Genomic DNA, 13,515 nt, shown 5'->3' with positions numbered 1-13,515 from the left:
CTATATACCTATACAGGGTTACATTTTGCCTATTTGAAAGGGGATCGATCAAAAAAATTGCAAAAACCACTCCAAAACGGAGAATTGCCTGGATTGAGAGAAGAAATTTATCCGCAGCAACTGAGATTTAAACCATTTAGACTGAAATATTTCCGCGAGATCACGAGAGAATGATAAAAAGAATGGTTTGGGGGGCGCCACAGTTTTTACCATTCCATAGCTAAAAAGCATTCCTTTCCTTTGGCAAGTGGATCAGTACCAAAAAAAGAATGCTTTTCATTTGCTATGAAAAAAGGTCGCCAAGCGTGAATTAGGGGTGTTTAAGAGTGAAGCGTATCTACGAATGATACAAAGTGAACTGCTGGCCTTCTGTTTCGAACGGATTTTCTTCTATTTCAAATCCGAGATCTTCAATTAACTGGTAATCTTCTTTTGCGTCCTGGCCCTCTGTCGTTAAATAATCACCAATAAAAATGGAGTTGGCAATAAATAGCCCTAAATTCTGCAAAGAGCGCAAATGATATTCCCGCCCGCCAGCAATCCGAATTTCCTTTGTGGGATTGATAAACCGGAACAAGGACAAATTCTTTAAACAACGAATCGGTGTCAATTCGTCCATATTTTCAAGTTTTGTTCCCTTAACAGGATGCAGAAAGTTGACCGGAATGGAATCAGCGTCCAAATCCTTGAGCGCGAATGCCATATCAATTATGTCCTGATCCGTTTCCCCCATGCCACAAATCACACCGGAACACGGGGAGATTCCTGCTTTTTTTACGTTTTCAATGGTGTTGACCCTATCTTCATAACAATGTGTGGTTGTAATATTCGGATGGTGATTTGCACTCGTATTAATATTGTGATTAAATCGGTCCACACCCGCTGCCTTCAGCTTAAACGCCTGCTCTTCAGTAACGAGTCCCAAACAGGCACAAATTTTTAATGGTTCCACATCACGTTTAATTTCCTCAACTGCCGCAATCACTGCATCCACTTCACGGTTGGTTGGTCTGCGCCCACTCATCACAATGCAATATGTACCAATTTTATTCTTTTTCGCTTCCTTTGCCCCTTCCACAATCGTTTGTTTGTTGACCAAAGGATACCGGTCGATTTTTGTTGCTGCCTTAATCGATTGTGCACAGTAGCCGCAATCCTCAGGGCAAAGTCCGCTTTTGGCGTTAATAATCAAATTCAACTTTACCTTTTTTCCATAAAAATGCCGGCGAATCTGATAGGCTCCATGGACAAGTGCCAATACTTCATGATCACGAACCATTAAAATTTCCTTGGCCTCTTCTTCCCTTATCACATACCCTTCAATCACCTTTTCTGCCAATTTCGACCAATCCACTACCGTCACCCCTTTTTATATGTCAACCTAAAATAATTTATGGTTTACATTAAAAATTATATGACAGTTTCATTTTTGGTCAAGTACTTTTTGTATTTCTCACACAAAAGGGTTTGAAAAGGGAAAAAGCCCGGCACTCCAGGAAAAAACAAGAGTGCCGGACGATTTCTATTCTATGAGGCTCCTGAAACAGGAATGCTAGGCTTTTTACCGTGTGGCTACTAAGGCGGCCGATTTCATAAACGCATCCAATGCTGCCCGCGTCGGCAGGCCGTCATTGTCCCCGAGGCTTTGCATCTGGATGGAGCAAATCGCATTGCCCTGCATTAAAAGCGCCTGATCGTCAAGATGCTCCAGCATGCCGGCCAGAATGCCAGATACAAAACCATCACCTGCCCCAATGCGGTCAACCAAATGTTTCACTTCATATTTTGGCACTGCCGCTTCAGCAAATGAACCATCTTCGAATTTTTTCTTTGAATACGAACCTTTTTCCACTAAATTGATGATCACCTGCCGCACACCTCTGGATAAGTAAAAATCCGCCATCTTTTCTTTTTCATGCTCGCCGGTTAAAATCTGTGCTTCTTTTGCATTTGGCATGACGACATCACAAAGGCAAGCGATTTCATTTGTCCGTTCCATCATCTTTTCTTCCGATTCCCAAATTACCGGACGCAAATTCGGATCAAACGTAATCGTAAGGCCGTATTTCCGGGCTTTTTCAATCAGCGCCAAAGTTGTCTCGTAACCACTATCGCTTAATCCCGCCAAAATACCGCCAAGATGGAGGATCTTTGCTTCTGAAAAATCAACCTGGCGAACAGCTTCTTTTGTTAGTTTAGAAGCAGCACTGTTCTTCCTGAAATAAACGGTTTCCGGATCGCCAATCTCCGACAGCCCTTTTAACATGAAACCCGTTGGATATGTTGGTGTTGAAAAAACATAGGTGGTATCAATGTTCTCATTGTTTAAGAAATTTTTCACATATACGCCGAAAGGGTCTTCCCCAATCTGAGTCAAAAACGAAACCGTGTGCCCGAGCCTGGAAACCCCGACAGATACATTCACATCCGCACCGGCCATATAACGGGTATAATGCCGGACAGCATGGAGCGGCCCCTTTTCATCCGCAATAAACAACACAAGCGGCTCACCGGCAGTGATGATCTCGCTCATTTGATTCGCCTCCATATAATTTCTAAATAAGAAATTAAGTTTACTATTTGTATTACAATTTCATTATAGAGGATTATGGCGATTGGTCAAGAAATTCCGGTATTGTTTTTGTAAAAAAAGAAAGCTCCTCTTTGGAGAAGAGAAGCTTATTGCTATACATTCTATTTCAACTCTTCCATTGGGACAAAATCCATATCATCATAGGTGATATTTTCCCCGCACATTGCCCAGATGAACGTGTAATTGCTCGTCGCTACCCCGCAATGGATCGACCAACTCGGGGAAATCACCGCCTGTTCTGAAGATAGGATAAGGTGCTTGGTTTCATCCGGTTTGCCCATAAAATGGAATACCCGTGTATCCGGTTCCATGTCAAAGTACAAATACGTTTCCATACGCCGATCATGCGTATGGCTTGGCATGGTGTTCCAGGCATTGCCCGGTTCAAGCACAGTGTAACCCATTTGCAGCTGGCAGGACTCGCAAATATTCGGATGAATATATTGATAGATTTTCCGCTTGTTCATAGACAGATCTTCGCCTGTTTCACGCGGCGTAATCTGGTCAATGCTGATCTTCACATTTGGATATTTGTGATGCGCGGGCACTGAAACAACATAAAACTTCGCCGGGTTAGTGGGGTCGTCCGATTCAAACACGACGTCTTTTGTCCCTTTTCCTATGTAATAGCCGTCCTGTTTTTTCATCGGGTCTTTTTTGTCTTCTATCGTGATACTGCCGGGCCCTCCGATATTGATGACGCCCAGTTCCCTTCTTTCCAGAAAGTAGTCTACACCAAGTTCTTTTGAAAGCCGGATCTCTAGCGGCTCATTTGTCGGTGTAACCCCACCGAAAATCTGCCGATCATTATGGGTATAAGTCAGCATGATTTCGCCGGGAACAAAAATCTTTTCCACTAAAAACTCTTTCCGTAACTGTTCTGTAGTGTAATGCCGGATGTCTTCCGGGCTGTGGGTATATCTTGTTTCCATGGTTTGGGACATTTCAATCACTCCTTGTGAATTTTTTATAAATCAAAGTTGATTTACCGCACGAGCCAGCCACCGTCTACTGCAAGAATATGGCCGGTCACATAGTCAGATGCAGGGCTTGCTAAAAAAATGATGGCGCCCATTAAATCGAAAGGTTGTCCCCATCTGCCCGCCGGTATTCTGCTTAAAATTTCTTCATTCCGGTTTTCGTCCGCACGAATCGGGGCAGTATTAGCAGTCTCAATATATCCTGGGGCAATCGCATTGACCTGGATATTGAACGTGCTTAATTCATTGGCAAACGCTTTCGTAAGGCCTGCAACACCATGCTTGCTGGCCGTGTAGGACGGAACGAACTTCCCGCCCTGAAAAGAAAGCATAGAAGCAACATTGATGATTTTCCCGCTTTTTTGTTTCGCCATTTCTTTTGCGGCTGCCTGGCTTAAGTAGTAGACGCCATTTAAATTCACATCAAGAACGTTCTCCCAGTCTTCATCTTTATACTCCAACAGCGGCGCCCGTTTAATAATGCCAGCGTTGTTCACAAGAATATCAATCTTGCCGTACGTTTCAATGCAGCCATCAATCACTTTCTTTGCTGCTTCTTTCCCGCTCAAATCTGCCTTTACGAGCACGGCTTTCCTGCCCTGTTTTTCAATGAGAGACTTCGTCTCCTCGCCGCTCGACCGGTGCACCGGCAAATACAAATCGGCCCCCGCTTTCGCCAGCGCAACGGCATATGCCTGCCCAAGCCCTGTCGCCGACCCGGTTACCACCGCCACTTTGCCTTTTAAACTGAAAAAGTCAAGGGTGAAATCGTCTAGATCCATGTGAAAGCCTCCTAATAATTGAAATTATAAAAAAAACTGAATGCCGACAGTACAATCTGCCCCGCGAATTCACGATCATCTGTCATTTCCCGCGCTATGCTGGACGCAACAATAACTTAGAGCAATATAGAAAGATAAATCATGACAGCCGTTCCTTATCCCGATCTCCCGTTCCTAAAAGGAAGCCCTGTAAAACGACATGCGGCAGAGTATGACAGAATAGTACACTTGCATTCACAGCTTATTCGTCGAAACACAGCGAAAGATGATCTAAATGGAACCAATAAATACACCTATAAAACCTCATTACTAAATGAACAGAGCTGCCTTCTTGAATTTTAAGAAAGCAGCCGCTTATCAAAATTTTATGATTATACCAAGTAAACTGCTGTGTTTTCTATCCCCTGTTTCTTTTTATCCTTGAATAAATGTACCCTTTTCCCAACGACCGTTTTCCAAATCATTTGCAATTTGTTTAAATTTATCATCAGGCAAATTATATAAAAGGGTGATAATAATTGCAGCAAGTAGTAAAGCGACAGCCGGATAAATCGTCATTGCCCCTTTAATTCCAAGCAATGTTGTTGATGATTGATGGGCATTCGCAATATATCCCGTTGCAGCAAGAATACCTGCTGAAACCAATGCTGCAATAGATTGGGCAATTTTTCTCGAGAAGTTAAAGGCAGCATAGGTAATCCCTTCTTTACGTACACCTGTATGCCAGTGGCCGTAGTCAATCGTATCAGATACAAAAGCCCAGGTAACACCGTTCGGAATGGCTAAAGCCACATACCCGATCGTAACTAAAATAATGAATGTTACAATGTTTGTTGGAATGACAAAATTCAATGCGTCCGCAACGACTCCAATGATAAGCCCGCCAATTGCTGTTTTTTTCTTGCCAAACTTTTTTACCAAAAATGGGATGAGTGTAATCCCTGCAACAGAGCAGCCCATCATGATAAAATTAATAATTGGTTGCAAACCGATGTTATTCAGATTGTATTTACAGAAATAAATCATCATTTGGTTGTTTGTATTCATAGCAGAAATTGTAAATAATGTCATTAAAATCAGGCTCCACAGCGGCCTGTTCGTAAATACGACCCGAAGATAATCTTTCATCGTTTCGCGTTCTTTGCTTCGTGAATTTTCAGCATGAATATGTTCTTTTGTATTGATATAGCATATAAAGAAACCGCATATACCAATGAAAGCCATAATAGCTGCAGTAACGGCATAACCTACTTTTGTATTTGAGAACAACAGCATAATTGGAACAAAAGCAACACCAGTTACCAATTGGGCGCCAATTGAGCCGGCCTGCCGTGTAGAAGCCATGAAGGATCGGTCATCTACATTTCTTGTCATGACAGAAGCCAAAGACCCGTATGGCACATTTGTAAACGAATACAAAACACCCCAAGCCATATATGTTGCATATGCGTAAACGATCTTCATCGTTGGTGATAAACCGGACGGCATTATAAAGATAATGACTGTCATAATCGCTAGCAATACAGAAGAAACCATCATAACTGGACGAAACTTACCGCGCTTTCCGGGGGTTCTCGAATCAATGATGGATCCGGCTAATGGGTCCATAAATGCATCAAAGATTTTTGTAATCGAAAAAACACCGGCGGCTGCCGCAGCGCTAATGCCTGCGACATCCGTATAGAAATTGGTCAAATAAGATTGCCCCAAATCAAACATAAAACCATTCCCAAAATCACCAAAACCGTAACTCACTTTTTCTTTTAACGAAATACGCTTGGATGCATGCTGCGGATCAATTATCTTTTCCGCGGTCGTTTTTACAACGCTTTCAGCCATGTTTCTGCACCACCTATTTTTATTAAAAAGTGCGAAATCCTCCAATTCCGGAACATACAAAAGCCTTATTACTCAAAAAAACCAAAATATCGATAAGCATTATGGTAAGCAATATCTTCAATGATTTTCCCGATCTGTTCTTCATCCTCGGGGATTTGTCCCCGTTCTGCCCATTCGCCAAATAGCTCGCATAGTACCCTGCGGAAATATTCGTGGCGCGGGTATGACAGGAAACTGCGTGAATCGGTTAACATGCCGACAAAATTTGGCAGGAGGCTTTCTTCTGCAAACATTTCCAATTGCCTGCGCATCCCGCTTCTTGTATCGTTAAACCACCAGGCGCATCCCAGCTGCAATTTCTGAACCGTATCTTTTTGGAAACAGCCCATCATTGTGACAAGCGGGAGCCAGTCGTTCGGGTTTAAAGAATAAAGAATCGTTTTTGGAATGATATCTTCATTTTCTGCACGGGCAAATAATTTCCCGTAAGATTCTGCAATACATCGATCATTCAATGCATCATACCCCGTATCAGGCCCCAGTTTTTCAAACATGGGCCCATTTAAGTTCCTGTAAGCATGAATGTGATATTGCATGACCCAGCCTTTTTCGTGATAAATGTGCATAAGTTCTATTAACAGCGCTGTGTGATATTGATTGATTTCATTTAAACTCAACGCTTCTTGTGATAACGCTTTCTCAACGATCGCATCCAATTGTTGCGGCGCCGCCTCTGCATACGTAAAAGTATCCAGGGCATGGTCGGATAACCGTCCGCCTCTTTCATGGAAATATTCAATTCGGTTTCGAACAGCCGAAACGAGATCCGAGAAATTTTGGATTGAAACGCCTGAAACAGTTGCTAATTTGTGGACATAATCAGCGTATTCTTTATTCTGGATGTTCAGCACCTTATCGGGCCGGAAAGCCGGCAGCACCTTAAAACCATTTTCCGTCTCGGATTCCTGTAACAATTTATGGTATTGAAGGTCATCCACCGGGTCATCTGTTGTGCAAACCACTTTCACATTGCTGTTTTTAATTAAATTCCGTGGTTTAAAATCATCTGTCGCCAGCAATTGATTTGCCTTTTCCCAAATAGCCGGTGCCGTTTTGCGGTTTAAAATCGTATCAATTTCAAAGAAACGCCGCAACTCCAAATGCGTCCATTCATAAAGTGGATTGCCCACTGATTTTTCAATCGTTTCCGCCCATTTTAAAAACTTTTCGTAAGGGTCAGCATCACCCGTAATATATTTTTCCGGGACACCGTTTGCGCGCATTAAACGCCATTTATAATGGTCACCGTAATGCCCTTCATTGATCCACACTTGTGCCAAATCTCTGAAATTTTTATTTTCGTAGATTTCCTTCGGGTTCAGGTGGCAATGGTAATCAATAATCGGCATTTTTTCGGCATGGTTGTGAAATAATTTCTTGGCAAAATCTGTTGTTAAAAGAAAATCTTGATTTAAGAACATGTTCTATACCTTCTTTTTGGAATGGAATAATGGTTTATTCAGTAACGCCGTTCTTAAATATCGCAATCTCATGCAGATGGCGGATCTCATTTTTCGTCTTCTTCCCGCTCGCGACTTCAAGAATAAAAGAAATAAATTGTTCTACTACTTCGTCCATTTCTTCATCAAGCAGCCGTCCCGCGTTGAAATCAATCCACTGCTTTTTCTTTTCATAAAGTTCGGTGTTCGTCGATACTTTCACAGTTGGCACAAAGGTTCCAAACGGTGTGCCCCTGCCGGTTGTGAACAGGACCATCTGGCAATCCGCCGCTGCAAGCGCTGTTGAGGAAACAAGATCATTTCCGGGTGCCTGAAGTAGGGATAACCCTTTTTCCTTTAGTTTTTCTCCGTATTCCAGCACATCGACCACTGCCGATGTCCCCGCTTTTTGCGTGCAGCCGAGCGATTTGTCTTCCAAAGTGGTGATCCCGCCGGCCTTATTGCCCGGAGAAGGATTTTCATAGATTGGCTGCCCGTAAGAAGCAAAATAATCTTTAAATTGATTAATGAGCTTCACAATTTTATTGAATACGATTTCATCTTTTGCTCGTGCCATTAACATTTTTTCGGCACCGAACATTTCCGGGACTTCCGTTAAAACAGTGGAGCCGCCTTGAGAAATGACAAAATCTGAAAATCTTCCAAGCAGTGGATTGCCGGTAATGCCCGAAAATCCGTCTGAGCCGCCGCATTTTAATCCAATTTTCAATTCTGATAGAGGCAGATCGATCCGCTTGTCCTCTTTTGCAGCTTCATTCAATTCTTCCAGTAGTTGGAAGCCTGTTTCCACTTCATCTTCAACATCCTGGCAAATCATAAACTTTACGCGCTTTTCATCAAACTCTCCCATTTGTGCCTTCATTTCATCTAGCTGGTTGTTTTCACAGCCAAGCCCGAAGATGAGCACACCGCCGGCATTTGGATGGGCGGCCGCATCCATTAAAATCTTGCGGGTGTTCTGCAAATCATCCCCCAGCTGGGAACAGCCGTATGGATGTTTAAACAATATAATTTCATCAAATGCGCCGTTATCAGGGTGATTCGCCTTAAATTGGTCAACGAGGAGATCACCGATCATATTGATGCACCCAACAGTCGGAATGATGTATAAATCATTGCGTATCCCGGCTTTTCCGTTTTTCCGCAAATAACCTTTAAAAGTGCGGCTGTCTTTCGGAAAGATGCGGGGATGCAGTTCCGGCTTGTACTCGTATTCCACTTTTCCGGAAAGATTGGTGCTCACGTTATGGGTATGGACCCAGCTGCCTTGTTCAATCTTTTTTGTCGCATGTCCAATGGGTGACCCGTATTTTATAATGTCCGCGTTCTCCTCGATATCTTCTAAAGCAATTTTGTGTCCTCTTTTTATTGCCTCATTTACGGTGATCGCCCTATCCCCTGATGTAAGGACATCACCCGGCTCTAAATCCTGAAGAGCAACGAGTACATTATCCCGGGGGTTTAGCTGAATGGTTTTATTTTTCAATCGGTAATGCCTCCTCGTTGGCCTGCTGCACTGCCCTGCGAACGCCCTCTTTTTCTATCAACTGCAAGCCTTTTTCAACTTGAGCGGGCAGGCCGTCAATTTTTGTCAAATCCATTCCCCATAAGGTTTCGTTGCTTAAAATGTCCCAAACATAGCGATCGGAGTGATACGCCATTGAAAACTCTTTCAAAACATCCGGCAAATCAATTGCTTTAGCAGAGGCAGGATTCTGCTCTCCATAAATTTTCAACAGCCCGGATAAAGCTAACGCAATTCTTGACGGGATTTTGTGGAACCTTTTTACATGCTCCGCCAATATGGGCAGGAGGCGTGCCTTAAATTTTGAAACGCTGTTTAAAGCAATCGCGTCCAGCTGGTGTTCCATATACGGGTTTCTGAAACGTTCCTGAATTCCCGCCGCGTAACTTGTCAACTCTTCTTTTGGCAAATCCAATGACGGGATGATTTCCGCAAACATTTCGCGGTCAATCAACCGGTAAAAATCGGGATCTTCCATTACCCCGCCGACTGTTTTAATGCCGACAAGTCGCGCCAGGCAGGCCATTGTTGTATGGGGGGCGTTTAGTAAGTATACTTTCCTGTCGCGGTACGGTTTTAAATGATCGGTGACCACGACATTCAGCCCCACTTTTTTGAGCGGCAGTTCTTCTTCCAGCTCCTTGGGCCCTTCAATCACCCAAATGAGAAATGGTTCTGCTTTTGCAATTAACGTATCTTCATAGCCCCATTCTTCCCAAAGTTTTTCTGCGCGGTCTTTCGGGTAGCCCGGGACAATCCGGTCGACCAGGCTGGAGCAGAAAGTATTTTCTGATTCAAGCCAGCTGCTGAAATCTTCGCCAAGCTTCCACTCATCCGCATAGCGGTGCACAATTTCTTTCAGTGCCTTGCCGTTATTTTCAATGAGCTCGCAAGGAATGATGTAAAACCCCTTTTTTCCGGCCTTATATCTTTCATAGAGCAGTGCCGTAAGTTTTGCCGGGAAACTGACAGGAGGCCGGTCGGTTAATGCATCTCCTTCACGATAGACGATGCCGGCTTCCGTCGTATTGGAAAAAATAAACCGGATGTTGTCATCATGGGCCAGTTGTAAATAGGCGTCATAATCTTCATAAGGATTGATCCCGCTATTTACAGATGAAATAATCTCATGGGACTGGACTGCTTTTCCATTTTGCATTCCTTCCAGCATGACTGTGAATAAAAAGTCCTGTCCAGCAAGTTGCCCTACTCTACCGCGTGGCAATGATTGTACAATTGTCACCCCACCTTGAAAAAGTCCGCGTTTGTTCATTTGCTCAATCTGCCAGTCGACAAAAGCCCGAAGAAAATTTCCTTCTCCAAACTGGATGGCTTTGGTTGGATACCGTTGCAGGTCTTTCACGTATGAATAAGATAATTTTTTCAAATTCGCCCCTCCTTTATTTCCTATTTGGAAATCAAGTTTCTTATTTGTTCTTACACTCCTTATTATAATCCGCTTTCAAATTTATTCAATAGTTTTTTTGGTTTTTTTGAGCACTTGTTTACCGAACGACTTCCCGGCCGGAAGCGCCTTCCCATGATCGGACTTCGTCTGCTGAAAGCGGCAGCGCATCCCCGTTCACAGAATGTTTCAACACAGAGGTGGCAGTCGCAAATTGTACGGTTTCTTCCGGATCCATCCCGGTTAAGAAGCCGTGGAGCATCCCCGCCGCATAGGCATCCCCGCCGCCGATCCGGTCTACGATCTGCTCCATACGGTAACGCCTGGATTGTATAAAAACACCGCCAGTCCAGAGCATGCCCTGCAATTCATGGCAGGTCGGGGAGATGACGTTCCGGTCTGTCGCATAGAGTGCGCGGAGATTCGGGTACTTGCGGCTGATTTCCCGGTAACATGCTTCCATATTGCCGGGCACAGCCACCGATGCATCAATGCCAAAAAAGTTTCGGGCATCAAGATAGTTGGCACAGCAGTAAGTGAGCATCGGCAAGATCGGGATAATGGCTGCCCTCGCCTCTTCCATCGTCCACATTGCCGGCCGGTAATTGATGTCGTAGCTGACCGGAATGCCGCGATCAAAAGCCGCTTTAACGAGAATTTGCCCATAATATTTCCATGATTCGGACACAGCAAAGGTAATGCCAGTCAGGTGGAAAAGGGCCACATCCGCAAAAAGCCGGTCAAAATCCCACTCGCCAATATCCATCTGTGAAAAGCTGGAACTTTCCCTGTCATAGATCACTTTGGAATTGCGCAATGTGCCCCCCTGTTCCAAAAAATAGATGCCGAGCCGGTTGCCGCCCATTAGAAGACGGGAAGTATCAATACCGCTTGCCCGGAGGCTTCTCACTGCAGCCGCTCCCAAAGGGGAATCCGGCACTTTGCTCGCAAACGCAACGTCATGCCCGAAACTGGCAAGCGTTGTGGCAACATTCGCCTCCGCCCCGCCGTAGTTTACATTGAAAGAATGGCTGCAGGATAAAAGATCTCCCGGGGAGGTGGAAAGGCGCAGCAAAATCTCTCCAAGTGTTAAAATTTTAGGCATATTGACCCCTCGATTGCTGATGCACGGCTTCTGTTAGTTGCTGATATTTGTCCACAAACGCTCTTGCTGTCTCGGTCACTTTCGCAAAATCATTGGTTTCGGCAGGTTTCAATAAGCTTCCGCCTACGCCAAGGATTTTACAGCCTGCTTTGATCCAATTTCCCATATTGTCCAGACTGATTCCGCCTGAAGGCATGATTTCAAGTTGCGGCAGCGGAGCTTTTACGTCTTTTACAAATGCCGGCCCGACAATATTGCTCGGGAACAGTTTAATCACTTCTGCCCCTGCCTGCATGGCCGCTTTCATTTCATTTACCGTCATACAGCCCGGGATATAAGGGATTTGATAAAGGTTACAAAAAGCAGCCGTTTCCGGATCAAATGTCGGCGCGACGATGAATTTTGCCCCGGCCATTTGCGCGGTCTGGGCGGTCTGGGCATCCAGGACAGTGCCAGCTCCAACGAGGACATCATCACGGTCTTGGTACAGTTCCGTCAATTTTTTGATGGCAACATCCGCATTCGGAACGGTAAAAGTTAGTTCGATGCTTTTGATCCCGCCGGCAATCAGTGCATCCGTAATACGCAAAGCTTTTTCAACGGAGTCTGCACGCAGCACGGCCACAATTCCATTTTTTTCTAACGCCTGCAAAGTCTGCATTTTTTTCATGGTGCACGCTCCTTTTAATTTCTATATAATAAACTTTATTTATGAATAATAAATTCAATTTCATTTTACAACACACTCTCTCCTATGTAAACCATTTCATGAAAGAGAAAATAAAAAACTTGCCCCGTGTCGGAACAAGTTTTTTCCATTAGCCATTCAATTTGCTTTCAATTTTTTGTCGTGCCTCTAAGATGCTTGTAATCATTTTTTGCTTCTTTTCTTCTGTGATCCGGAACCGCGGGGCACTAACGCTCATCATGCCTTCGATCTTTCCGTTCCGCTTGATAACCACCGCAATACAGTAAATATCTTTTTCATTTTCTTGGTTGTCAATTGCATACCCACGCTGTTTGACTTCCTGGAGATCTTGAATCAGTTTTTCCGGGTCCGTAATCGTGTTTTCAGTCCTTTTTTCAATCGTAATCCGGGACAAATAATCACGCACATCTTTCTCGCTCTGTTCAGCCAAGTACGCTTTTCCCATCGCAGAACAATACAGCGGCAGCGTATGCCCGACCTGCGAGCTTAAAATGATTTGCCCTTTTCCGTTCAGCTTTTTCACGTACACCACATGATCCTGTTCATAAATACCAAGGTGGACGGTTTCGCCAATGGTGTCATTCAGTTCTTCGAGCACCGCTTCCGCCACGTTTACAATATTAAAAGATTTGCGGGCGGTTTCCCCGTAACGGATAAGCGCGGTACCGAGCGTATATTTCTTTGTCTCTTCATCCCGTTTCACAAAATCAATCGAGCAAAGGGTATTTAAAATTTTTAAGACCGTGGATTTGCTCGTATTTAAAGCCGTGCAAATTTCCTGCAGGCTCACCGGGTCCACCCGGTATTCCAGATAGTCCAGTATATCTTTCGCACGGATCAGCACCGTGCCGTACGGTTTTTTTTCCGTTGTCGTCTCCATCTTTTTATGCTCCCGTCTTTTTGAAGTAGCCAAATAAGAAACTTTGAATACCCTCTTTATAACATAATTTAAAAAGGTTGTAAAACGGGACGTGATGGATGTATGTGTCAAGTTTTTCTCGACAAGGTTTAAATATCGGGTATTCCAAGACACTCTTTTTGTACACTTTCGGCTACC

Annotated in this window: 11 protein-coding genes; all 11 read right to left on the bottom strand. The window is 44.1% G+C overall.

Going from position 1 to position 13,515, the window contains the following annotated elements; all coding sequences use genetic code 11:
* Positions 1 to 337: 337 nt before the first annotated feature.
* A complete protein-coding gene (gene bioB / locus NFR98_RS05040) occupies positions 338 to 1,354 on the bottom strand; it encodes a biotin synthase BioB (protein WP_035184106.1) in 1,017 nt (338 codons plus the stop codon).
* A gap of 207 nt (positions 1,355 to 1,561) precedes the next feature.
* On the bottom strand, positions 1,562 to 2,533 hold the full coding sequence (locus NFR98_RS05035; protein ID WP_251459786.1) for a sugar kinase: 972 nt from the start codon (positions 2,531 to 2,533) through the stop codon (positions 1,562 to 1,564).
* Between the two features lie 161 nt (positions 2,534 to 2,694).
* The gene (kduI, locus tag NFR98_RS05030) at positions 2,695 to 3,525 is read right to left on the bottom strand and encodes a 5-dehydro-4-deoxy-D-glucuronate isomerase (RefSeq protein ID WP_026104668.1); all 831 of its coding nucleotides are present in this window, start codon (positions 3,523 to 3,525) and stop codon (positions 2,695 to 2,697) included.
* Positions 3,526 to 3,578: 53 nt separating this feature from the next.
* Positions 3,579 to 4,355, bottom strand: a complete 777-nt coding sequence (gene kduD / locus NFR98_RS05025; protein WP_014097497.1) for a 2-dehydro-3-deoxy-D-gluconate 5-dehydrogenase KduD — start codon at positions 4,353 to 4,355, stop codon at positions 3,579 to 3,581.
* Positions 4,356 to 4,769: 414 nt separating this feature from the next.
* Positions 4,770 to 6,194: a glycoside-pentoside-hexuronide (GPH):cation symporter gene (locus NFR98_RS05020; protein WP_014097496.1), complete on the bottom strand. Its 1,425-nt coding sequence runs from the start codon at positions 6,192 to 6,194 to the stop codon at positions 4,770 to 4,772.
* Between the two features lie 68 nt (positions 6,195 to 6,262).
* Positions 6,263 to 7,675: a glucuronate isomerase gene (uxaC, locus tag NFR98_RS05015; RefSeq protein WP_251459783.1), complete on the bottom strand. Its 1,413-nt coding sequence runs from the start codon at positions 7,673 to 7,675 to the stop codon at positions 6,263 to 6,265.
* A gap of 34 nt (positions 7,676 to 7,709) precedes the next feature.
* The gene (locus NFR98_RS05010) at positions 7,710 to 9,200 is read right to left on the bottom strand and encodes a UxaA family hydrolase (RefSeq protein ID WP_014097494.1); all 1,491 of its coding nucleotides are present in this window, start codon (positions 9,198 to 9,200) and stop codon (positions 7,710 to 7,712) included.
* The gene (locus tag NFR98_RS05005) at positions 9,190 to 10,626 is read right to left on the bottom strand and encodes a tagaturonate reductase (protein WP_014097493.1); all 1,437 of its coding nucleotides are present in this window, start codon (positions 10,624 to 10,626) and stop codon (positions 9,190 to 9,192) included. The genes NFR98_RS05010 and NFR98_RS05005 overlap by 11 nt, the downstream gene beginning before the upstream one ends.
* 118 nt (positions 10,627 to 10,744) lie before the next feature.
* Positions 10,745 to 11,749, bottom strand: a complete 1,005-nt coding sequence (locus NFR98_RS05000) for a sugar kinase (protein WP_014097492.1) — start codon at positions 11,747 to 11,749, stop codon at positions 10,745 to 10,747.
* Positions 11,742 to 12,419: a bifunctional 2-keto-4-hydroxyglutarate aldolase/2-keto-3-deoxy-6-phosphogluconate aldolase gene (locus tag NFR98_RS04995; protein ID WP_014097491.1), complete on the bottom strand. Its 678-nt coding sequence runs from the start codon at positions 12,417 to 12,419 to the stop codon at positions 11,742 to 11,744. Before NFR98_RS04995 ends, NFR98_RS05000 begins: the two co-directional genes overlap by 8 nt.
* Positions 12,420 to 12,567: 148 nt before the next feature.
* Positions 12,568 to 13,338: an IclR family transcriptional regulator gene (locus tag NFR98_RS04990; protein WP_014097490.1), complete on the bottom strand. Its 771-nt coding sequence runs from the start codon at positions 13,336 to 13,338 to the stop codon at positions 12,568 to 12,570.
* Between the last annotated feature and the right edge of the window lie 177 nt (positions 13,339 to 13,515).

This window comes from Weizmannia agrestimuris, from assembly GCF_943193165.1.
In the GTDB taxonomy this organism is placed as follows: domain Bacteria; phylum Bacillota; class Bacilli; order Bacillales; family Bacillaceae_C; genus Weizmannia; species Weizmannia faecalis.
The sequence above is the reverse complement of the archived record's forward strand: the minus strand, read 5'-3'. Positions and strand labels throughout refer to the sequence as shown.